Annotated in this window: 15 protein-coding genes; 8 read left to right on the top strand and 7 right to left on the bottom strand. The window is 59.4% G+C overall.

Going from position 1 to position 19633, the window contains the following annotated elements; translation table 11 throughout:
- Window positions 1-71: 71 nt before the first annotated feature.
- From der to ACP7EW_RS08280, 3 genes are all read left to right on the top strand, one after another.
- A complete protein-coding gene (der, locus tag ACP7EW_RS08290) occupies window positions 72-1541 on the top strand; it encodes a ribosome biogenesis GTPase Der (RefSeq protein ID WP_016977675.1) in 1470 nt (489 codons plus the stop codon).
- A gap of 121 nt (window positions 1542-1662) precedes the next feature.
- Window positions 1663-2811: a pyridoxal phosphate-dependent aminotransferase gene (locus ACP7EW_RS08285; RefSeq protein WP_426216335.1), complete on the top strand. Its 1149-nt coding sequence runs from the start codon at window positions 1663-1665 to the stop codon at window positions 2809-2811.
- Entirely contained in the window at window positions 2799-3590 is a 792-nt protein-coding gene (locus ACP7EW_RS08280; protein WP_426216333.1) for an amidohydrolase, read from the top strand. The genes ACP7EW_RS08285 and ACP7EW_RS08280 overlap by 13 nt, the downstream gene beginning before the upstream one ends.
- Window positions 3591-3652: 62 nt before the next feature.
- Here ACP7EW_RS08280 and ACP7EW_RS08275 read toward each other — a convergent pair whose 3' ends face one another.
- From ACP7EW_RS08275 to ACP7EW_RS08255, 5 genes are all read right to left on the bottom strand, one after another.
- On the bottom strand, window positions 3653-4417 hold the full coding sequence (locus ACP7EW_RS08275; RefSeq protein WP_426216331.1) for a hypothetical protein: 765 nt from the start codon (window positions 4415-4417) through the stop codon (window positions 3653-3655).
- A gap of 339 nt (window positions 4418-4756) precedes the next feature.
- Window positions 4757-6436: a 2-isopropylmalate synthase gene (leuA, locus tag ACP7EW_RS08270; protein ID WP_269131947.1), complete on the bottom strand. Its 1680-nt coding sequence runs from the start codon at window positions 6434-6436 to the stop codon at window positions 4757-4759.
- Window positions 6437-6760: 324 nt separating this feature from the next.
- Window positions 6761-7582 (bottom strand): M23 family metallopeptidase, encoded by an 822-nt coding sequence (locus ACP7EW_RS08265; protein ID WP_061433992.1) that lies wholly within the window; start codon window positions 7580-7582, stop codon window positions 6761-6763.
- Window positions 7583-7585: 3 nt separating this feature from the next.
- A complete protein-coding gene (gene xseA, locus ACP7EW_RS08260) occupies window positions 7586-8965 on the bottom strand; it encodes an exodeoxyribonuclease VII large subunit (protein ID WP_033898617.1) in 1380 nt (459 codons plus the stop codon).
- Between the two features lie 9 nt (window positions 8966-8974).
- On the bottom strand, window positions 8975-9865 hold the full coding sequence (locus ACP7EW_RS08255; RefSeq protein ID WP_426216328.1) for a LysR family transcriptional regulator: 891 nt from the start codon (window positions 9863-9865) through the stop codon (window positions 8975-8977).
- Between the two features lie 99 nt (window positions 9866-9964).
- Here ACP7EW_RS08255 and ACP7EW_RS08250 point away from each other — a divergent pair, with 99 nt between their 5' ends.
- From ACP7EW_RS08250 to guaA, 4 genes are all read left to right on the top strand, one after another.
- Window positions 9965-10732 carry a sulfite exporter TauE/SafE family protein gene (locus tag ACP7EW_RS08250; protein WP_426216326.1) on the top strand — a complete coding sequence of 256 codons (768 nt, stop codon included), beginning with the start codon at window positions 9965-9967 and terminating at the stop codon, window positions 10730-10732.
- Window positions 10733-10886: 154 nt separating this feature from the next.
- Window positions 10887-11435 (top strand): hypothetical protein, encoded by a 549-nt coding sequence (locus ACP7EW_RS08245; RefSeq protein ID WP_021492272.1) that lies wholly within the window; start codon window positions 10887-10889, stop codon window positions 11433-11435.
- A 104-nt stretch (window positions 11436-11539) separates the two neighbouring features.
- A complete protein-coding gene (gene guaB / locus ACP7EW_RS08240) occupies window positions 11540-13009 on the top strand; it encodes an IMP dehydrogenase (RefSeq protein WP_016977684.1) in 1470 nt (489 codons plus the stop codon).
- An 80-nt stretch (window positions 13010-13089) separates the two neighbouring features.
- Window positions 13090-14667 carry a glutamine-hydrolyzing GMP synthase gene (gene guaA, locus ACP7EW_RS08235; protein ID WP_016977685.1) on the top strand — a complete coding sequence of 526 codons (1578 nt, stop codon included), beginning with the start codon at window positions 13090-13092 and terminating at the stop codon, window positions 14665-14667.
- Between the two features lie 273 nt (window positions 14668-14940).
- Here the strand turns inward: guaA and ACP7EW_RS08230 are convergent, their stop codons facing one another.
- Both ACP7EW_RS08230 and treR read right to left on the bottom strand, forming a co-directional pair.
- Window positions 14941-17013 carry a TerD family protein gene (locus ACP7EW_RS08230; RefSeq protein ID WP_426216324.1) on the bottom strand — a complete coding sequence of 691 codons (2073 nt, stop codon included), beginning with the start codon at window positions 17011-17013 and terminating at the stop codon, window positions 14941-14943.
- A gap of 228 nt (window positions 17014-17241) precedes the next feature.
- Complete coding sequence (gene treR / locus ACP7EW_RS08225; protein ID WP_176994407.1) at window positions 17242-17946, bottom strand: trehalose operon repressor; 705 nt, start codon at window positions 17944-17946, stop codon at window positions 17242-17244.
- 218 nt (window positions 17947-18164) lie between these two features.
- Between treR and treP the strand changes: the two genes are divergently transcribed.
- Window positions 18165-19607 (top strand): PTS system trehalose-specific EIIBC component, encoded by a 1443-nt coding sequence (gene treP, locus ACP7EW_RS08220; protein ID WP_426216322.1) that lies wholly within the window; start codon window positions 18165-18167, stop codon window positions 19605-19607.
- Window positions 19608-19633 lie beyond the last annotated feature (26 nt).

The raw sequence follows: 19633 nt of genomic DNA, 5'->3' as shown, positions 1-19633 counted from the left end.
GCTGCCCCGAGCACCAGCCGCTGCCCTGCAGCGGCTTTTGTATTTTCTGAAATAACGAAGTGGAGAGCCGCATGGTTCCCGTAATCGCCCTGGTGGGCCGACCTAACGTCGGCAAGTCCACCTTGTTCAACCGCCTGACCAGGACTCGCGACGCCATCGTCGGCGACTTGTCCGGTCTGACCCGTGATCGCCAATACGGTGAGGCAAAGTGGCAAGGGCGCTCCTACATTATTGTCGACACCGGTGGTATCTCCGGTGACGAGCATGGCATGGACGAAAAGATGGCCGAGCAGTCGCTGCTGGCCATTGAAGAAGCCGATGTCGTTTTGTTCCTGGTGGACGCCCGTGCGGGCTACACCGCTGCTGACCAAATGATTGGCGAGCACCTGCGCAAGCGCAACAAGCGTTCCTATCTGGTCGCGAACAAGATCGACAACATCGATCCTGAAGCGGCCCGTGCCGAATTCAGCCCGATGGGCCTGGGCGATGCGATTCCGGTCGCCGGTGCCCACGGTCGCGGTATCACCCAGATGCTGGAAATTGCCCTGCGCGATTTCCCTAAGGATGATGTCGAGGAAGAAGAGGGCGAAGAGGAAATCGTTGCCGAAGGTGAGGAAGCCAAGCGCATTCCTGGCCCGAGCGAAAAAGACGGTATCAAGATCGCCATCATCGGCCGCCCTAACGTCGGCAAGTCGACGCTGGTCAACCGCATGCTCGGTGAAGACCGGGTAATCGTCTACGACCAACCCGGCACCACCCGCGACAGCATCTACATCCCGTTCGAACGCAACGAGGAAAAGTACACGCTGATCGACACCGCCGGTGTGCGCAAGCGCGGCAAGATTCACGAGGAAGTTGAAAAGTTCTCGGTGGTGAAAACCCTGCAGGCGATCAAAGACGCCAACGTGGTGATCTTCGTGATGGACGCCCGCGAAGGCGTGGTGGACCACGACCTCAACCTGCTGGGCTTTGCCCTGGAGGCCGGTCGGGCCCTAGTGATCGCGATCAACAAGTGGGACGGCATGACGCCAAGCGAGCGCGATTTCGTCAAGATCGAGCTGCAACGTCGCCTGTTCTTCGTCGAGTTCGCCGATATCCACTTTATCTCGGCACTGCACGGCACCGGCGTGGGCAACCTCTACGCGTCCGTACAGAACTCGTTCAAATCCGCGGTCACCCGCTGGCCGACCAACCGTCTCACCCAGATCCTGGAAGACGCCGTTGGCGAGCACGCGCCGCCGATGGTCAACAACCGCCGGATCAAACTGCGTTACGCCCACTTGGGTGGTGCCAACCCGCCGATTATCGTGATCCACGGTAACCAGATCGAGAAGGTGCCGAAGTCCTATGTGCGTTACCTGGAAAACACCTACCGCCGTGTCTTGAAACTGGTCGGTACGCCGATCCGTATCGAGTTCAAGGGTGGTGAGAACCCATACGAAGGCAACAAGAACACACTGACTGACCGTCAGGTGAACAAGAAGCGTCGTTTGATGACTCACCACAAGAAGGCCGACAAGAAGCGCCGTGACAAGAAATAACGGCAGCTTCGAGTTGTGAGAGAGGGCTCCTTTGGAGCCCTTTTTTGTGCGCGGTGGTTTGTGCCTTGACCCGGTGCAGTTGGCAGCTTAAAACTTGGGGCTCACCTGCAGGGGCCTTTCGATGATCACCAGTAAGCTGCCGAATGTCGGCACGACCATTTTCACCACCATGTCGCAACTCGCTGCTGAAACCGGCGCGCTCAACCTGTCCCAGGGCTTCCCGGACTTCAATGGCCCCCAGGCTTTGCTCGACGCGGTGGGCAAGCACATCGCCCGCGGGCATAACCAATATGCGCCAATGACCGGCCTGCCGGTGCTGCGTCAGCAAGTGGCCGCCAAGATCGCCCGCAGTTACGGCGCAACGGTCAATGCCGACAGCGAGGTGACCATCACCCCTGGCGCCACCGAAGCGATCTTCTGCGCAATCCAGGCGGTGATTCGCACGGGCGATGAAGTCATCGTGTTCGACCCCAGCTACGACAGCTATGAGCCTTCGGTGGAGCTGGCGGGCGGTCGCTGTGTGCATGTGCAACTGACCCTGGACGGCTTTGCCCTCGACTTCGAGAGGATCAAGGCGGCGCTGTCACCGCGCACGCGCATGATCATTCTCAATACCCCGCACAACCCGACAGGTGCCTTGATCAGCCGCGCCGAGCTGGACCAATTGGCCGAACTGATCCGTGATCGCGATATCTACCTGGTCAGCGATGAAGTCTACGAACATTTGGTCTTTGACGGCGTGGCCCATGTCAGCGTGTTGGCCCATGAAGAGCTCTACCAGCGTGCGTTTGTGGTCAGCTCGTTCGGCAAGACCTATCACGTCACTGGCTGGAAAACCGGCTACGTCGTCGCACCGCCAGCCCTCACCGCCGAACTGCGTAAGGTGCACCAATACGTCAACTTTTGCGGTGTGACCCCACTGCAATACGCGCTGGCCGACTTCATGGCTGAACACCCGGAGCATGTCGACGAGCTGCCGGCCTTCTACCAGGCCAAGCGTGACCTGTTCTGCGATCTGCTGGCACCGTCCCGTTTCAGCTTTACCCGAGTGACCGGTACCTACTTCCAACTGGTGGATTACTCACAGATCCGCCCGGACCTGGATGACGTCGCCATGTCCCTGTGGATGACCCGCGAACACGGCGTGGCCACCATTCCGGTCTCGGTGTTCTACCAGACCCCGCCCCAAGGCCAGCGCCTGGTGCGCCTGTGCTTTGCCAAACGCGAGGAAACGCTGCGCCAAGCGGCGGAAAAACTATGCGTGATCTGAGTGCACTGCCGAACCTGAACATCGCCCTGGTCCAGACCAGCCTGGCCTGGCATGACCGCCAGGCCAACCTCGAGCATTTCGAACTGCTGTTGGAGCAAGCCAAAGGCGCCGATTTGATTGTGTTGCCGGAGATGTTCACCACCGGCTTCTCGATGGAGTCGCAAGCCCTTGCAGAGCCTGAAAACGGCCCGACCCATCATTGGCTCCAGGCCCAGGCGGCGAAGTACAACGCGGTGATTACCGGCAGTGTGATCATCCAGGCCGCCGATGGCAGCCACCGCAACCGCCTGCTGTGGGCGCGTCCGGATGGCGAGGTGCTGCACTACGATAAGCGCCACCTGTTCCGCATGGCCGGTGAACACAATCACTACACGCCGGGCGAGCGCCAGGTGCAGTTCGAATTGAAGGGCTGGCGTATTCGCCCGTTGATTTGCTACGACCTGCGTTTCCCGGTGTGGAGTCGCGATGCCCAGGACACCGACCTGCTGCTGTACACCGCCAATTGGCCGGGTGCGCGGCGTTCACACTGGAACCGGTTGCTGCCGGCGCGGGCTATTGAAAACCTGTGCTATGTGGCGGCAGTGAATCGGGTGGGCACGGATGGGAAGGGCTTTGCCTACACCGGGGATAGCCAGGTGCTGGACTTCCAGGGTGAGACCCTGCTGAGTGCGGGGGAGGCGGATGGGGTGTTTCAGGTGAGCCTGGAGGCCAGGGAATTGGCGGATTACCGCATGCGGTTTCCAGCCAATTTGGATGCCGACACGTTTCACTTGGATTGATGGGGGCCATCCTGGCTACTGATACCTCGACCTTCCAGACGAGGTATCAGGAGAGTTAGCTTTTAAAGGGCAAGTTCGCTGCCTCGAATCGCCGCGTAGTAGTTCTTGCTTTGCTGGGCGATGTCCTTGGCTTCTGAGCTGCTGGGATCAAGTGTTCGGTATTGCTCATAAAATTTGTGTCCCAAACCGCCCTTTTGCCCGGACGTCTCTTCCAGCCGCCTGCAGTAGTCCTCCCCAAGCATGGATTTGGCGGTACTTGCATTCATCTTTCCGAAGATCATCGCAGGCGTGATGACTTGCATTTCACAATTGCCGCCAACCGATGATTTATAGGTGGCGTTGATGCCGCTGTAACCGAGTGGGTCCACATTTCCATCAATCTTTTTTATATTGATACCGCCTTTTTTCTCCAAGTCGGAAACGACATTGTCTACTTTATCGCTATTGATAATAACTGTCGTACGGGTGAGGTCTTTGATTTTGCCCATGTCGCCACCGTAGTCATTACTTATTTTGGTCAGTGCGCGATCAATCGTCTTCATTGGGGCAGTGATTACCTTGCCACCATACTCTTTAGCTATTGTTTTTGAAAAATCATCGTTTTCCGATTTCGAGGTGTACATCTTTTCGTAGATGAATGTCGCCAGCTTAGTGTGCCCTTTTTTTATACCCAGGCCTTCAGCCGCGCTATTGCTTGCAGGTGCGAGGTTTTCTTTATTTTCCGTTGACCATTCGCTTTGCCTTAGTTGTTGAGCGCTTGGTGGTGGTGCAGATGCGCGTGCGGAAAAAGGATTATTGACTGAATGAGAAGGAACGATCGTAATCATGAGCGAGCGCCCTCAGTATGGTCATCTTTTTGTGGGTCAATCAAAAAGATTTCTAGCAGGGTGTTTACGCAGTGATGGCTATGTTTCATGTGATTCCCCAATGCTTATTGCAAGTACAATCCCTTGGAGATTAGTGCAGGGTACTCCTCACCTTGCGAGCGCTTATTGGGTGGTTGTGGCTAAGTTCAACGTTCCACCCATACCGTGAGAATTTATGTCAGGAGTAGGTAAGCAGGTAGGCGTTAAGTCCGTTGAAAAATAGTTCGCATGATTTTTAATCGTTAATAAAAAAGCCCCTGAGTTTTAACTCAGGGGCTTTTTAAATTGCAGCGATCAGGTTTACGCCGCTTTCGCTTCCAACTGGCTCAACGACCGGTTCAATGCACTGAACAGCGCCTTGAAGCTGGCCGTGGTGATGTTTTCATCAATCCCCACACCATGCACCGGACGCTCACCGTTCACACGCAGCTCGATGTAGGCCGCTGCCTTGGCGTTGGTGCCTGCACCAATCGCATGTTCGTTGTAGTCCATGATCTCCACACCAATCGGCAGGCCTGCCACCAGCGCTTCCAGCGCGCCGTTGCCTTTGCCTTTCCAGTGCAGGTTGGTTTCGCCCTGGCCCTTGCCCGAGACTTCCACCTCGACAAAGCTATTGCCGTTTTCTTCCTGCAGGCGATGGCTGACCAGCGCGTACGGGGTGTTGGCTTGCAGGTATTCACGCTGCAGCAAGGCGTAGATCTGCGGTGCAGTCATCTCCAGGCCCACGCGGTCGGTTTCGGCCTGTACCACTTGGCTGAACTCGATCTGCATGCGACGCGGCAAGCTGATGTCGTATTCCTGCTCCAGCAGGTAGGCGATGCCGCCTTTGCCCGACTGGCTGTTCACGCGAATCACCGCCTCGTAGCTGCGGCCGATGTCGGCCGGGTCAATCGGCAAGTACGGTACTTCCCACAGTGCGTCGTCTTTCTGCTGGCTGAAGCCCTTGCGGATGGCGTCTTGGTGAGAGCCGGAGAACGCGGTGTGCACCAGGTCACCCACATACGGGTGACGTGGGTGCACCTGGATCTGGTTGCATTCCTCGACGACCTTGCGCACGCCGTCGATGTCGGAGAAGTCCAGCTGCGGGTCGAGGCCCTGGGTGTACATGTTCAGGGCCACGGTGACGAGGTCGACGTTGCCGGTACGCTCGCCGTTGCCGAACAGGCAGCCTTCGACACGGTCGGCACCGGCCATCAGGCCCAGCTCGGTGGCGGCTACGCCAGTGCCACGGTCGTTGTGGGTGTGCAGGCTGATGATCACGCTGTCACGACGGTTGATATGGCGACCGAACCACTCGATCTGGTCGGCATAGATGTTCGGCGTGGCGCATTCCACGGTGGCCGGCAGGTTGAGGATCATCTTGTGCTCAGGCGTCGGGTTCCACACCTCGATCACCGCATCACAGACTTCCTTGGCGAACTCCAGCTCAGTGGCACTGAAGGTCTCCGGGGAGTATTCGAAGGTCCACTGGGTTTCCGGCTGCTGGGCGGCGTATTTGACGAACAGCTTGGCGGCGTTGACCGCGATGGCCTTGATGCCGTCCTTGTCCTGGTTGAACACGATACGGCGGAAAGACGGCGAGGTGGCGTTGTACAAGTGCACGATGGCCTTCTTGGCGCCGCGCAGGGATTCGAAGGTGCGCGCGATCAAGTCTTCACGGCCCTGGGTCAGCACCTGGATGGTGGTGTCCTCGGGGATATGGTTGTCTTCGATCAGGGTACGTACGAAGTCGAAGTCGGTTTGCGAGGCGGCAGGGAACGACGCTTCGATTTCCTTCACGCCGACGGCAACCAGGGTCTTCCAGAAACGCAGCTTTTTCACCGCGTCCATCGGCTCGATCAGCGACTGGTTGCCATCACGCAGGTCGGAGCTGCACCAGATCGGCGCTTCGGTGATGGTCTTCGACGGCCAGGTGCGGTCCGGGATGTCGATGGTCGGGAACGCGCGGTACTTCGAAGACGGGTCTTTGAGCATGCTCATCGGGAATTCCTTTGTTGTAGGGGCCGAGAAAAGGCGGCCTGCCGTAGAACTGTTTTTGGGGATAAAACGTAAAGACGAGGCAGATCGATTCAGCCTGGCAGTCGTGCGCTGACAAGGCACAGGCTGCGGTGCTGGCGGAGCTGAATGAGGGTGTGAGAGGTTTTCATAAGCCCAACCCTAACCGTCGGGGTGAAAGATGGCAAGCAGTCGCGAAAAATTGAGAGAAGTTCTGCTATCTACGTAGGAAACGAGATTTTGTGCCTAAAGATGTGTCGAGGGCTTGCTTTAATTGCGCACCCATTATCAGGCGCGCAATCGAGCGTTTCAGGGTTGGAATGCGCCGATAAAGATCGCCGGGTCGACCCGTGCGTCGTTCAGGCTGACGTTCCAGTGCATGTGCGGCCCGGTCGCGCGGCCCGTGGCGCCGACTTTACCCACCACCGCGCCACGCGTGAGCTGGTCACCGACTTTCACATCGATCTTCGACATGTGGCAGAACATGCTGATAAAGCCCTGGCCGTGGTCGACGAACACGGTATTGCCGTTGAAGAAGTAGTTGCCCACCAGAATCACTTTGCCGTTGGCCGGCGTCTTGATCGGCGTACCGGCCGGCACGGCAAAGTCCAGGCCCGAGTGGGGATTGCGCTCTTCACCGTTGAAGAAACGTCGTACGCCGAACTTGCTCGACAGCGGCCCGTTTACCGGTTTGTCCAACACCAGGTTGCTCGGCAGGTTCGGGCTGAAACTGCGGTAAGCCTTGATCTGCACCGCCAGCTCCGCCTCGATGCGTTTCAGCTGTGCCGGATCGGGGTTTACCTGGCTTTTGTTTTTCAGGGTGATGCGCTGTTCCGGGTACTTCTTGTAGCCAACGATAAACGGCAGGTTGCGCCCGCCGCTGCTTATGCGTTCGTTGCCGGGCTTGACCGTCAACGGGATGCCAACAATCGCCAGCCAGTTGTCCGCTTCCTTCACCACCAGCACTGGCTTGCCCAGGTACGTGGCCTTGGGCGCGGCGGCGGAAGGGCCCAGTTCGACCACGGCAACGCCGCCCGGCACCGGCTTGTTCAAGGTGCGGGTGATGTAGCTATCGGCATGGGCATTAAAGGCAAGGCACAGCAGCATCAACACACTAAAGAGACGTGGCATCAATCAATCCAATAACGAAAGGGTGACGGGTGTCAGGTGGTTGTCTTCCACCCGCACTTGCAATTGGCCCTCACCGAGACGCGCGGTGAGGCGCTGGCCGGTGTGGGTCTGCGCGGCGTTGCGAATGGCCTGGCCGCGCTCGTCCAGCAAGATGCTGTAGCCACGGCCCAGGGTCGCCAATGGGCTGACCACGTGCAGCGTCTGCATCTGGCTTTGCAGTTGCAGGCGCCGCGCCTTGAGGCCTTCGCGCATGGCGCGGGGCAGCCGTTCAGCGAGGCTGTCCAGGCGTTGGCGCAAGAGGGCCAGTTGGCGACCGGGGTGTTGGCCGGCGAGGCGGGTTTCCAGGCGGATCAGGCGCTCGCGGCGGGTATTGAGGCTACGTTCGAAGGCGCGGCGCAGGCGCATGTCCAGGTCGTCCAGGCGCTGGGCTTGCTGGCGCAGGCGTTCGCCAGGATGACGCAGACGTCGCGCCATGCCTTCCAGGCGCAGGCGGTCATGGCTCAGGCGATTGCGCATCAGCATCACCAAGCGGCGATGCAGGTTTTCAACCTGACGCACCAGATGACTGGCGTCCGGCGCGAGCAATTCGGCTGCGGCGGAGGGCGTAGGGGCGCGCACGTCGGCCACGAAGTCGCTGATGGACACATCGGTCTCATGCCCGACGGCGCTGACGATTGGCGTGACGCACGCATCGACCGCACGGGCCACGGCTTCTTCGTTGAAGCACCAGAGGTCCTCCAGCGAACCGCCGCCACGGGCCAGGATCAGCGCATCGAAGCCGCGTGCATCCGCCAGTTTCAGTGCGCGCACAATCTGTGGGATGGCTTCGCGGCCTTGCACGGCGGTGGGGATGAGGGTCAGTTCAATGTTTGGCGCACGGCGACGGAACACACTGATGATGTCGCGAATCACCGCGCCAGTCGGCGAACTGATAATGCCGATGCGCCGAGGGTGCGCCGGCAGTGGCACTTTGCGTTCAGCGCTGAACAGGCCTTCGGCGCTGAGCTTTTCCTTCAGCGCGTCGAACGCTAGGCGCAATGCCCCATCACCGGCCGGCTCCACGGTATCGAGGATCAGCTGGTAATCACCCCGGCCCTCAAACAAAGAGACTTTGCCGCGCACCTTCACCGCCAGGCCATCTTTCAGCGCCTGCCGCACCCGCGCGGCGTTGTTGCGAAACAGCGCGCAACGCACCTGGGCGCCGCTGTCCTTGAGGGTGAAATACACATGGCCGGAGGCCGGGCGGGCGAGGTTGGAGATCTCGCCTTCGACCCAGATATTGGTGAACACGTCTTCCAGCAACACCCGCGCGCGACCGTTGAGTTGGCTGACAGTCAGGACTTCGCGGTCCAGGCCCAGACGGGCAAAAGGATCTTTAATCATGGCGGCAGTTTATAGGCATTCGTGCAAGGTTTGGCAGAATTGCTCCACCAGCGCACTCGGCTTCTGCGCGTAGGCCAGGGCCACGGTGCTGAGGCAGTCCGGGTCGGCCAGGGGCAAAAAGTGCACAGTGGCAGGGGCGATGTCCTGCATGGATTTTGGTAACAAGGCAATACCGAAGCCGGCCTGGATCAACTGCAACTGGGTGGTCTTGCGCGACATCACCCGCGCGGCCTTGGGGAAAAATCCTGCACGCATGCACAGCTCGGCTGACAGATAACTCAAGCCGCCACGCTGGGGATGGGGGATCGAGATAAACGCTTCGTCCTTCAATTGCGCCAGTTCGACAGGCGCATTGCTGCGCGCCAGCCCATGATTCGGCGGCACCGCCAGCAACAGTTGCTCGCGATATAAAGGCACGACTCGCACGCCCTCGCGCTGGCGCAACACCGGTAGGCGCAACAGCCCGACCTCCAGGCGACCGTCGGCGATTTCTTCCAACTGCGCTTCGGAGGACAGTTTGACGATGTCCATCGACACCCCTGGGCAGCGTTCCAGCCAGGTGCTGATGCCTTGCAGCAATGGCCCGCTCATCGGCACGGTGCTTGAATGGCTCAGGCGCAGCGTGCCCAGTTCGCCATTGCCCACTTGTGTCGCTATTTCGCTGGCCTTGAGCAGTTCGCTCAGCAGGTTGCGTGCTCGCGGGTAGAAGGCTTCGCCCGCGGCGGTGAGTCGTGGTTGGCGTGCCGTCCGTTCGAACAGGGGCGTTTGCAGCTGGGTTTCCAGCTCCTTGATCTGTCGGCTCAAGGCGGACTGCGCCACAAACAGGCGCTCGGCGGCGGCGCTGAAGCTGCCGCTGTCGGCGATTTCGACGAAGTAACGCAGATGGCGGGTGGAAATCACGCGTCATGCCTTTTCGAGATAGGTGGATGGCTTTGAAGATATTAGTCGCAACCCTCGCCGATGGCTAAAGTGATGGCTATCTCTAATAAGGAATAACCCATGACCCCGGTTGAGCTGATGAGCCAATGGTCGTTTGGCGGTGTGGATTGGCTGGTGATCGGATTGGGCATCGTCGTGGCCTACATCGTGTTCGGAGTCGCGGGCTTTGGCACCGCGTTGGTGGCGGGACCGCTGCTGATCCTGTTCATGCCGCTGTCAAAAATCATCCCGTTGCTGGTGTTGCTGGATTTTGTCGCGGCCTTTGGCAACCTGCTGCAATCGCGGCGCGATGTGAACAAGCCCGAGCTGCTGAGGTTGCTGCCGTGCATGGCGATCGGCTGCACACTGGGCGTGGTGTTTTTGCTCAACCTGCATTCGGATTTGTTGCTGCTGTTGATGGGCTTGTTCATCAGTGCCTACGCCCTCTACAGCCTGGCGGTCAAGGCGCGGCCGGCGCAGATGGCGGCGGGTTGGTCGGTTCCCATGGGCACTGTCGGTGGTTTATTCGGCGCATTGTTTGGCAGTGGCGGCTTTCTCTATGCGATCTATCTGAACAGCCGCCTGCCCAAGGATGCGGCGCGCGCTACCCAGAGTGCGTTGATCAGTTGCAGCACGGTGGTGCGCCTGAGCCTGTTTCTGATCGCCGGGGTGTATGCGGATTGGCCGCTGTTGATGTTGGCAGTGTGCCTGTTGCCGGCGATGGCGCTCGGGCTGTGGTGTGGGCGCAGGCTGACGATGCGCATGTCGCGTGAGGCGTTTGTAAGGTTGGTGACCTGGTTGGTGCTGGCCAGTGGGATTGCGTTGATTGGGCGTTACTTGAGCACTTGACCTGATTTCTTCAGGGATTAAGCTGCCAGCCTTCAGGGCCTCTTCGCGAGCAAGCCCGCTCCCACATTCGACCGCATTTCTCCTGTAGGAATGCGGTCACCTGTGGGAGCGGGCTTGCCCGCGAAGGCGTCAGACGCCACACCGCAGGACTCTCATGAACTCCCAAAGCATCCTTGTCCCGAAAATCTCCACCTTGCCCGTCCACGAACCCCGCGCCCGGGCAATCGTGCGTTGGCTGGTGCGCAAGAACATCATCAAGGAAGAACTCACCACTTGCGGCCGCACCGGCAACCGCATGGGCTATGCCCTGGCCGATGGCGCCCGCGCCGTGGTGTTGTACCCCGAGGCGCTGCCGTTCAACGAGCCGATCAACGGCCTGGAGATCATCTACAAGCGCTGCATCTACACACCGGCCAAGGGCTTTCTCGAAGAAGCCGGCTGCCCGGAATGCCGCAAGGAAGTTGGCGAAGCCCTGTTCGAAAGCCTCGAAGACTGGATGCCCGGCCACACCGACAACTTCACCTGCCCGCTGTGTGGGCATGAAGACGACATCAACGGGTTCCTGTTCCTACAGGAATGCGGGTTTTCCAACCTGGGATTCATCTTCAACAACTGGGCTGAGGCCGGGTTCAAGCAGAGTTTTATCGACGAATTCGCCGATTGGCTGGACCAGAAGATGAGTTGGGTCAAAGTCGAGTTGTAACCCATCTATCAGTATTCCCAAGTTTGTCAGAGTTTTACATTGAGCCCGGCAGGGTGCATGTATATAATGGCGCGCTTCCATTTTCCCGCTCGGGAGCCCCCGCGATGCTGCGTATCAGCCAAGAAGCTCTGACATTCGACGACATTCTCCTAGTGCCCGGTTATTCCGAGGTGCTTCCTAACGAAGTCAGTCTCAAGACCCGCCTAACCCGTGGCATCGAGCTGAATATTCCCCTTGTTTCCGCTGCCATGGACACCGTTACTGAAGCCCGTCTGGCCATCGCCATGGCTCAGGAAGGCGGCATCGGCATCATCCACAAGAACATGACCATCGAGCAGCAAGCTGCCGAAGTGCGCAAGGTCAAGCGTTACGAAGCCGGTGTGGTGAAAGATCCGATCACCATCGAAGCCGACGCCACCGTGCGTGACCTGTTCGACCTGACCCGCCTGCACAACATCTCCGGCGTTCCGGTGCTGCACGATGGCGACCTGGTCGGCATCGTCACTTCCCGTGACGTGCGTTTCGAGAACCGTCTTGAAGTTACCGTCCGTGAAGTGATGACGCCCAAAGAGCGTCTGGTCACTGTCAAGGAAGGCGCCGACAAGAACGATGTGCGCGAACTGCTGCACAAGCACCGCATCGAGCGCGTGCTGATCGTCGACGACAAATTCGCCCTCAAAGGCATGATGACCGTCAACGACATCGAAAAAGCCAAGGCTTACCCGCTGGCCAGCAAGGATGACCAAGGTCGTCTGCGTGTTGGCGCGGCAGTCGGCACCGGTAAAGACACCGGCGACCGCGTTTCGGCCCTGGTCGCTGCCGGTGTTGACGTGGTGGTGGTCGACACCGCCCACGGTCACTCCAAAGGCGTGATCGACCGCGTGCGTTGGGTCAAACAGAACTTCCCTGACGTGCAAGTGATCGGCGGCAACATCGCCACCGGCGCTGCCGCCAAGGCCCTGGCCGAAGCGGGCGCGGATGCGGTCAAGGTCGGTATCGGCCCTGGCTCGATCTGCACCACCCGTATCGTTGCCGGTGTGGGCGTGCCGCAAATCAGCGCCATCGCCAACGTCGCCGCTGCCCTTGAAGGCACGGGCGTTCCGTTGATCGCCGATGGCGGTATCCGTTTCTCTGGTGACCTGTCCAAGGCCATCGTAGCCGGTGCTTCCTGCGTGATGATGGGCTCGATGTTCGCCGGTACTGAAGAAGCACCAGGCGAGATCGAACTGTTCCAGGGCCGTTCCTACAAGGCTTACCGCGGCATGGGTTCGCTGGGCGCCATGTCCCAGGCGCAAGGTTCTTCCGACCGCTACTTCCAGGACTCCTCGGCAGGCGCCGAGAAGCTCGTCCCGGAAGGCATCGAAGGCCGTGTGCCGTACAAAGGCACCCTGAGCGCGATCATCCATCAACTGATGGGCGGCCTGCGTTCCTCGATGGGCTACACCGGCAGCGCCGACATCGAAGAAATGCGCACCAAGCCAGAGTTCGTACGGATCACCGGCGCCGGCATGGCTGAATCCCATGTCCACGACGTGCAGATCACCAAGGAAGCGCCAAACTACCGCGTAGGTTGATGCTTCCAGCAAACTGTTAAGTAACCGGGGCTGTTCTTCAGCCCCGAGTTGTTTCTGATTCATTAGACGAGACTGACTTCATGGCCCTCGACATTCACGCCCACCGTATCCTGATCCTCGATTTCGGTTCCCAGTACACCCAGCTGATCGCCCGTCGCGTGCGTGAAATCGGCGTGTACTGCGAACTGCATCCGTTCGACATGGACGACGAAGCGATCCGCGAATTCGCACCGAAAGGCGTCATCCTCGCCGGTGGCCCAGAGTCCGTGCACGAAGCCAACAGCCCGCGCTGCCCGCAAGCCGTCTTCGACCTGGGCGTCCCGGTCTTCGGCATCTGCTACGGCATGCAGACCATGGCCGAGCAACTGGGCGGCAAGGTTGAAGGTTCCGAGCTGCGTGAATTCGGTTATGCCCGTGTCGACGTGGTTGGCAAGAGCCGCCTGCTGGACGGCATCGAAGACCACGTCGACGCCGACGGCCTGTTCGGCCTCGACGTGTGGATGAGCCACGGTGACAAGGTCACCAAGATGCCGGAAGACTTCCACATCCTGGCCAGCACCCCGAGCTGCCCGATCGCCGGCATGTTCAGCGACGAGCGTCGTTACTACGGCGTGCAGTTCCACCCGGAAGTGACCCACACCAAGCAAGGCGGCCGCATCCTGTCGCGCTTCATCCTCGACATCTGCGAGTGTGAAGCCCTGTGGACCCCGTCGAAAATCGCTGAAGACGCCATCGCCCAGGTTCGCGCCCAGGTCGGCACCGACAACGTACTGCTCGGCTTGTCCGGCGGCGTTGACTCTTCGGTAGTTGCTGCACTGCTGCACAAAGCCATCGGCGACCAACTGACTTGCGTATTCGTCGACAACGGCCTGCTGCGCCTGCACGAAGGCGAGCAAGTGATGGCCATGTTTGCCGAGAACATGGGCGTCAAAGTGATCCGCGCCAACGCTGAAGATCAGTTCCTGAACAACCTGGCCGGCGAGTCCGACCCGGAGAAGAAGCGCAAGATCATCGGTCGTACCTTCATCGACGTGTTCGATGCCCAGTCCAACAAACTGGACAACATCAAGTACCTCGCCCAGGGCACCATCTACCCTGACGTGATCGAGTCGGCTGGCGCCAAGAGCGGCAAGGCCCACGTGATCAAGTCCCACCACAACGTGGGTGGCCTGCCTGAGGAAATGAACCTCAAGCTGGTAGAACCGCTGCGCGAACTGTTCAAGGACGAAGTCCGCCGTCTGGGCCTGGAACTCGGCCTGCCGTACGACATGGTCTACCGCCACCCATTCCCAGGCCCGGGCCTGGGCGTGCGGATCCTGGGTGAAGTGAAGAAGGAATACGCCGACCTGCTGCGTCGCGCCGACCATATCTTCATCGAAGAACTGCGCAAGGCCGACTGGTACCACAAGGTCAGCCAGGCATTCGTGGTGTTCCAACCGGTGAAATCCGTCGGCGTGGTTGGCGATGGCCGTCGTTACGCGTGGGTCGTGGCCCTGCGTGCCGTAGAAACCATCGACTTCATGACCGCCCGTTGGGCACATCTGCCGTACGAACTGCTGGAAACTGTCAGCGGCCGCATCATCAATGAGATCGAAGGCATCTCGCGCGTGACGTATGACGTGTCGAGCAAGCCGCCGGCGACGATTGAGTGGGAGTGATCCTGCGCTAGCAGGTGAATGCTGAATAACAAAACCCCGGCCATGCGCCGGGGTTTTGTGTTTTTGGAATACGGTAAACGGATCGCCTCGCCCCAACTGTAGGAGCTGGCTTGCCAGCGATGAGGCCCTCGAATGAGGTAGTGATCTCAAGCACGCCATCGCCGGCAAGCCGGCTCCTACATGGGGTGCGGCGTTAGCTCTACCGGCGTACGGGAAGAAAGATTGGAGGCAAGAGCCGTCGTTTTCAACGAGCAGTAAAGGCCGGCGCAGGTATCAGAGAAACTGCGATCGAATCACATCCGTATCGAAAGGCGTAATTCCTTGATCAGGTGCAAATACCACCTGTGCCTGCTGCAGTGAGGCCACTCGTTCTCCCCGTGCTCGAACGTGCAGGTCGAATAGTGTCTCCAAATCTGGCCGTGGCGTATGCACTAACGCTCGCAGCATTAAAGATACCCCGCTGAGGTTGTTGTCGACGTTGTTCCAGCGTGGCGATGAAGTGAGTCCCAGATCGGCCCAAATCATGCGTCGCTCCTGCAAGTCCATCACAAACGGCAGACAGATAACGGTGTCGGACGCGATATCGATACGGTCGAACACGGTTTTAGGCTCGAACACTTCACCCGATGCCACGTCCGCACGGGCCATCCAGCCCGCGAAGCATTCTGGAAGATCGCAATACGGTTGCTGGGTGAAGGAGTTGATGGATGTGACGACATAGCGGACTCCCTTCTCGACAAGGACATCAAGGTCGAGGTCGATGAATTCCGAGGCCCCTTCGGGCGCGTCCACGATATCGCCGCTGTGGTAGCCGCCGTAACCCTTGAGGTTGTAGTACGAAACCGCCTCTCTGAACACGAAGTTGGCGTCGAAAAATGCAGCGGACAAGTCGATGTCCGTGCGTGCACGATCGTTCTTCCACCATAGGAACAGGCGAATGAAGCGTGTATCGGGGATTGGCAACCGGCTGCCGCGCACCAGCGTACGCAGTGACTTCGCTGAGGCACGTTGGGCCAGCGGTACTCTGTACTCGCGTAACTCGGGATCGATGAAACAGCGGCCGAGTGGCGGCAGCGATGCAAAACGCTTTACGAGAGCGTCTTCGCAGATTCGCGCTGCACGCGCCAACACGTCCGGTGTCAGAGACTCGCGCCGATCTTTGATGGCATAGACTTTGGCCAGTGCACCTTTTGGCGTGAACGCTCGCAGAGGAAGAGGGCGTGGCGAACGTGCCTGGGCCAGCAGTTGCAGCAGAACAGGTGAGGACACGTGTGCCGCAACGGCCTCGAACGCGTCTAGAACCGGCTCGGGTTCTTCTGCACGTCGCAGGGTCGCGTCCAACCGCCGTGCAAACTCACCAGGACGACTCTGCAATAGGGACGTGAGCGTGGCGATGTGGCGCTGGGCAAATAAAGTTTCTACACGTGACCCAAACGAAGCGGGCGCATCATTGCGACGCGCTGCCGTGATCGCGGCCAGCGCTCGTGGGTATTTATCGGCGTAGTCACCCGGATGCAGTACTTCAGCCAGGCGCTTCCAGCGCTCGGTATGGCGCATCACGTCTTCTACGGCGTTGGGTATGGCGTCGAGCAGCCGCAACAGCAGGCGGCGCATCGAGCGCTTCATCGCGGTGAAACGTGTCGACGCTGTCGCCAGCGACACGTCGCCTGCGTTCAGTGCTACCGCAAGTCGTAGCACGTCAGTCGCTGTTTCAACGTTCTGTTCCAGGAATGCGTTCACTCGCGTATCACCGGCTACATGCAAGAGAAGTGCGCTGCCAACCTGTGCGCGGATCTCACGGAAAGGTATAGCCTCAGGCAGCAGGCGGAACACATCGCCTTTGTACTGCCGGATAAACCAGATCACGTCGGCGCTTTCCTCTTCGGATAGCGAGCTGCGCGATGACACCAGCGGCGCGAACAATGATTCGAACTCAGAGACACTTCCCGGCTCGATCACGCGGGCGATGTAGTTGCCTTCAAGCATCGCCGGTCGAGCGTGTTCAGAGGGTGGTAGGCGCCAAAGTGTGAGGTAGTGAATGACGGCGTTAAGGTACAACTCCGCCTCTGAGGCAGCCAGCACCTGCTCTGGGAAGTCAGGATAAAGCGGGGAGTGGTGCACATGAGCCCCTGTCTCCCGCCGAAGGACCCTGACAATCTCGCGCAGCCAGGACTTGAGCTCTGCCGCTGACAACCTGCCGATTTGTTCAATCAGAGGCTCCGATAGTACGCATCGGAATGCCGCGACTTCCTGGATCACTGATGCAACCTGGGCGCGCGTCGCACCGCCAGTGCCCGTCGGGACGTGAACTTTATTGCGGCGCCGCAGGAACAATCCCTGATTCATGCCTGACTTTCTCCCTGGATCGCCGTCTTGGGCGAGCTGCCGCGTGGTTTTACAACTGATGTAAAAACGCCTGCAAACTGCAGGCGTAGTGTGGAGAGCGAAACCCCTAGGTCATAGGAGGTTAGAAGGAAGGTGTTCCATAGCCACGTGGGCATTCTACGTAGGGTTCTGTCTGTTTGTCAGGTAGCGCTGTGTGCCTCAACAGTAACAATCGATGTGCCGTCCGACTTACCGCCGCGCAATATCCGAAAAGTAAAACTTATCCAGCGTATGCCGCGACTCGGTGTACTCGAACTGCCGCCCGTCCTGCAAAAACGTCTGGTTACTCACCACGATCACATGGCTTTGCCCGTCGAGGTCCAGGTGTGCCTGGTCGTCCTTGCTGCGGGGCAGGGCTTCGATGGTGCGTTGGGCGTAGCTGATTTGCAGCTGCAGGGTCTGTTCGATAAACGCGTAGATCGACTGTTCGGCGATGTCGCGGTCCAAGCCTGGGATCAGGTCGGCGACGAAGTGGTTGATGTCGAGGATCACGCGTTTGCCGCCAATGCGCCGTACCCGTTTGATGCGGGTGATGAGGGTGCCGGGTTCGGCTTCGATGTGTTGCAGCAGCGAACCTTCCAGCGGGAACTGCGTGAATTCGACCACTTCGGTGCGTACGTCATCACCCAGGTCGGCGTGGGTTTCGTGGAAGCTGACGATGCCGCCCAGTTGGAACTCGATCGGGTTGGGCGACAACACGAAGGTGCCCTTGCCGTGGATCTTTTGCGCAAACCCACGCTCCTGCAACTGCTCGATGGCCCGACGCACGGTGCCTCGGCTGGCCTGGTAGCTGTCCATCAGTTCGGTTTCGGAGGGAAGGCGTGTGCCGCGCTGCAGGCGTTCGGTGGTGATGCTGGCAAGCAGATCCGTGTAGATCTGGTTGTATTTGCTCATGGGGATGGCTCTGTGCCTTTGCGTTCAGGCAGGAACCTTAGTGGCATGGCTGGGGTTTGTCCATTCGACCTACAGTCAGCCAAGTCCTACACGGAATAAACTTTTTCAAACTCGTCTGTACGAGTTGTTGCTTTAACTCGTACAGACGAGTACTTTTGCCCTCGGCGTGCTGCCAATGACTGCCCCCCCAAATAAAAAAATCAAAGTGGAAACCAAGCATGAGCCACGACTATTCGACTATCGCCCGCGAGATTCTCGAGAACCTCGGGGGCCCAGACAACCTTGAGCAAGCTGCCCACTGCGTCACCCGCCTGCGCCTGGCGCTCAAGGATCCGAGCCTGGTCAACAGCAGCGCGCTGAACCAGGTGGATCTGGTCAAGGGCTCGTTCTTTACCGGCGGCCTGTTCCAGGTGGTAATCGGCCCCGGTGAAGTAGAGAAGGTCTACGCCGCCCTGCGCGAGCAGACCGGCCTCGCCGCCGCCACCATCGCCGATGTGAAGAAGAAAGGCGCCGACAAAACCAACGCCATGCAGCGTTTGGTGCGGGTGTTCTCCGACGTGTTCATGCCGATCCTGCCCGCGCTGATCATTGCCGGCCTGTTGATGGGCATCAACAACCTGATGGGCGCCAAGGGCATGTTCATCGAGGGCCAGACGCTGCTCGAGGCCTATCCGAACCTGGATGGCTTGTGGAGCCTGATCAACCTGATGGCCAACACCTCGTTCGTGTTCCTGCCGGCGCTGGTGGGCTGGTCGGCGGCCAAGCGCTTTGGCGGCAGTGAAATCCTCGGCATCGTGCTTGGCCTGATGCTGGTGCACCCGGACCTGCTCAACGCTTGGAACTACGGCAAGGCGGTCGCCGGTCTGGACGGCCAGAGCCTGCCGTACTTCGATATTTTCGGTTGGTTCAAGATTGAGAAAGTGGGCTACCAGGGGCAGATCCTGCCGATCCTGATGGCCGCCTATGTGATGAGCGTGATCGAGAAATGGCTGCGGGCGCGAGTGCCCAACGCGATTCAGTTGCTGGTCGTGCCGATCACCACCATCGTCGTTACCGGCGTGCTCGCCCTGGCCATTATCGGCCCGGTGACCCGTCACCTGGGCATCCTGATCACCGAAGGCGTGGTCACCTTGTTCGACCTGGCACCGATGGTCGGCGGCGCGATTTTCGGTCTGCTGTATGCACCGTTGGTGATCACCGGCATGCACCACATGTTCCTCGCCGTGGACCTTCAGCTTATTTCTACTCAGGGCGGCACTTTCATCTGGCCGATGATCGTTATGTCCAACCTGGCCCAAGGCAGCGCCGCGCTCGGCGTGTTCTACATGACCCGCAACGCGCGGGACAAAAGCATGGCGTCCACTTCTGCGATTTCTGCGTACTTCGGCATCACCGAGCCAGCGATGTTCGGCGTGAACCTGCGCTTCAAATTCCCGTTCTATGCCGCGCTGCTGGGCTCGGCACTGGGCAGCATTTTCCTCTCGCTGAACAAGGTGCAGGCGTCGGCCATTGGCGTCGGTGGCTTGCCTGGCTTCATCTCGATCATTCCGCAGTACATCCCGAGTTTTGTGATCGGGATGGTCATCGCGATCGTGGTGCCGTTTGTTCTGACCTGTGCGTTGAGCATGAAGATCGTGCGCCCTGGTTATCGCGTCGCCTGAACCAGCGCTTTCACATTGAAGGAGTC

Source organism: Pseudomonas sp. DWRC2-2 (assembly GCF_049897885.1).
Lineage (GTDB): Bacteria > Pseudomonadota > Gammaproteobacteria > Pseudomonadales > Pseudomonadaceae > Aquipseudomonas > Aquipseudomonas azotoformans_A.
This window is presented reverse-complemented; position numbering and strand designations above follow the sequence as displayed.

Bases quoted from the DNA above. Each gene is read 5' to 3' on its own strand.
- der (WP_016977675.1), top strand. From the start codon at position 72: ATGGTTCCCGTAATCGCCCTGGTGGGCCGACCTAACGTCGGCAAGTCC.
- ACP7EW_RS08285 (WP_426216335.1), top strand. From the start codon at position 1,663: ATGATCACCAGTAAGCTGCCGAATGTCGGCACGACCATTTTCACCACC.
- ACP7EW_RS08280 (WP_426216333.1), top strand. From the start codon at position 2,799: ATGCGTGATCTGAGTGCACTGCCGAACCTGAACATCGCCCTGGTCCAG.
- ACP7EW_RS08275 (WP_426216331.1), bottom strand. From the start codon at position 4,417: ATGATTACGATCGTTCCTTCTCATTCAGTCAATAATCCTTTTTCCGCA.
- leuA (WP_269131947.1), bottom strand. From the start codon at position 6,436: ATGAGCATGCTCAAAGACCCGTCTTCGAAGTACCGCGCGTTCCCGACC.
- ACP7EW_RS08265 (WP_061433992.1), bottom strand. From the start codon at position 7,582: ATGCCACGTCTCTTTAGTGTGTTGATGCTGCTGTGCCTTGCCTTTAAT.
- xseA (WP_033898617.1), bottom strand. From the start codon at position 8,965: ATGATTAAAGATCCTTTTGCCCGTCTGGGCCTGGACCGCGAAGTCCTG.
- ACP7EW_RS08250 (WP_426216326.1), top strand. From the start codon at position 9,965: ATGACCCCGGTTGAGCTGATGAGCCAATGGTCGTTTGGCGGTGTGGAT.
- ACP7EW_RS08245 (WP_021492272.1), top strand. From the start codon at position 10,887: ATGAACTCCCAAAGCATCCTTGTCCCGAAAATCTCCACCTTGCCCGTC.
- guaB (WP_016977684.1), top strand. From the start codon at position 11,540: ATGCTGCGTATCAGCCAAGAAGCTCTGACATTCGACGACATTCTCCTA.
- guaA (WP_016977685.1), top strand. From the start codon at position 13,090: ATGGCCCTCGACATTCACGCCCACCGTATCCTGATCCTCGATTTCGGT.
- ACP7EW_RS08230 (WP_426216324.1), bottom strand. From the start codon at position 17,013: ATGAATCAGGGATTGTTCCTGCGGCGCCGCAATAAAGTTCACGTCCCG.
- treR (WP_176994407.1), bottom strand. From the start codon at position 17,946: ATGAGCAAATACAACCAGATCTACACGGATCTGCTTGCCAGCATCACC.
- treP (WP_426216322.1), top strand. From the start codon at position 18,165: ATGAGCCACGACTATTCGACTATCGCCCGCGAGATTCTCGAGAACCTC.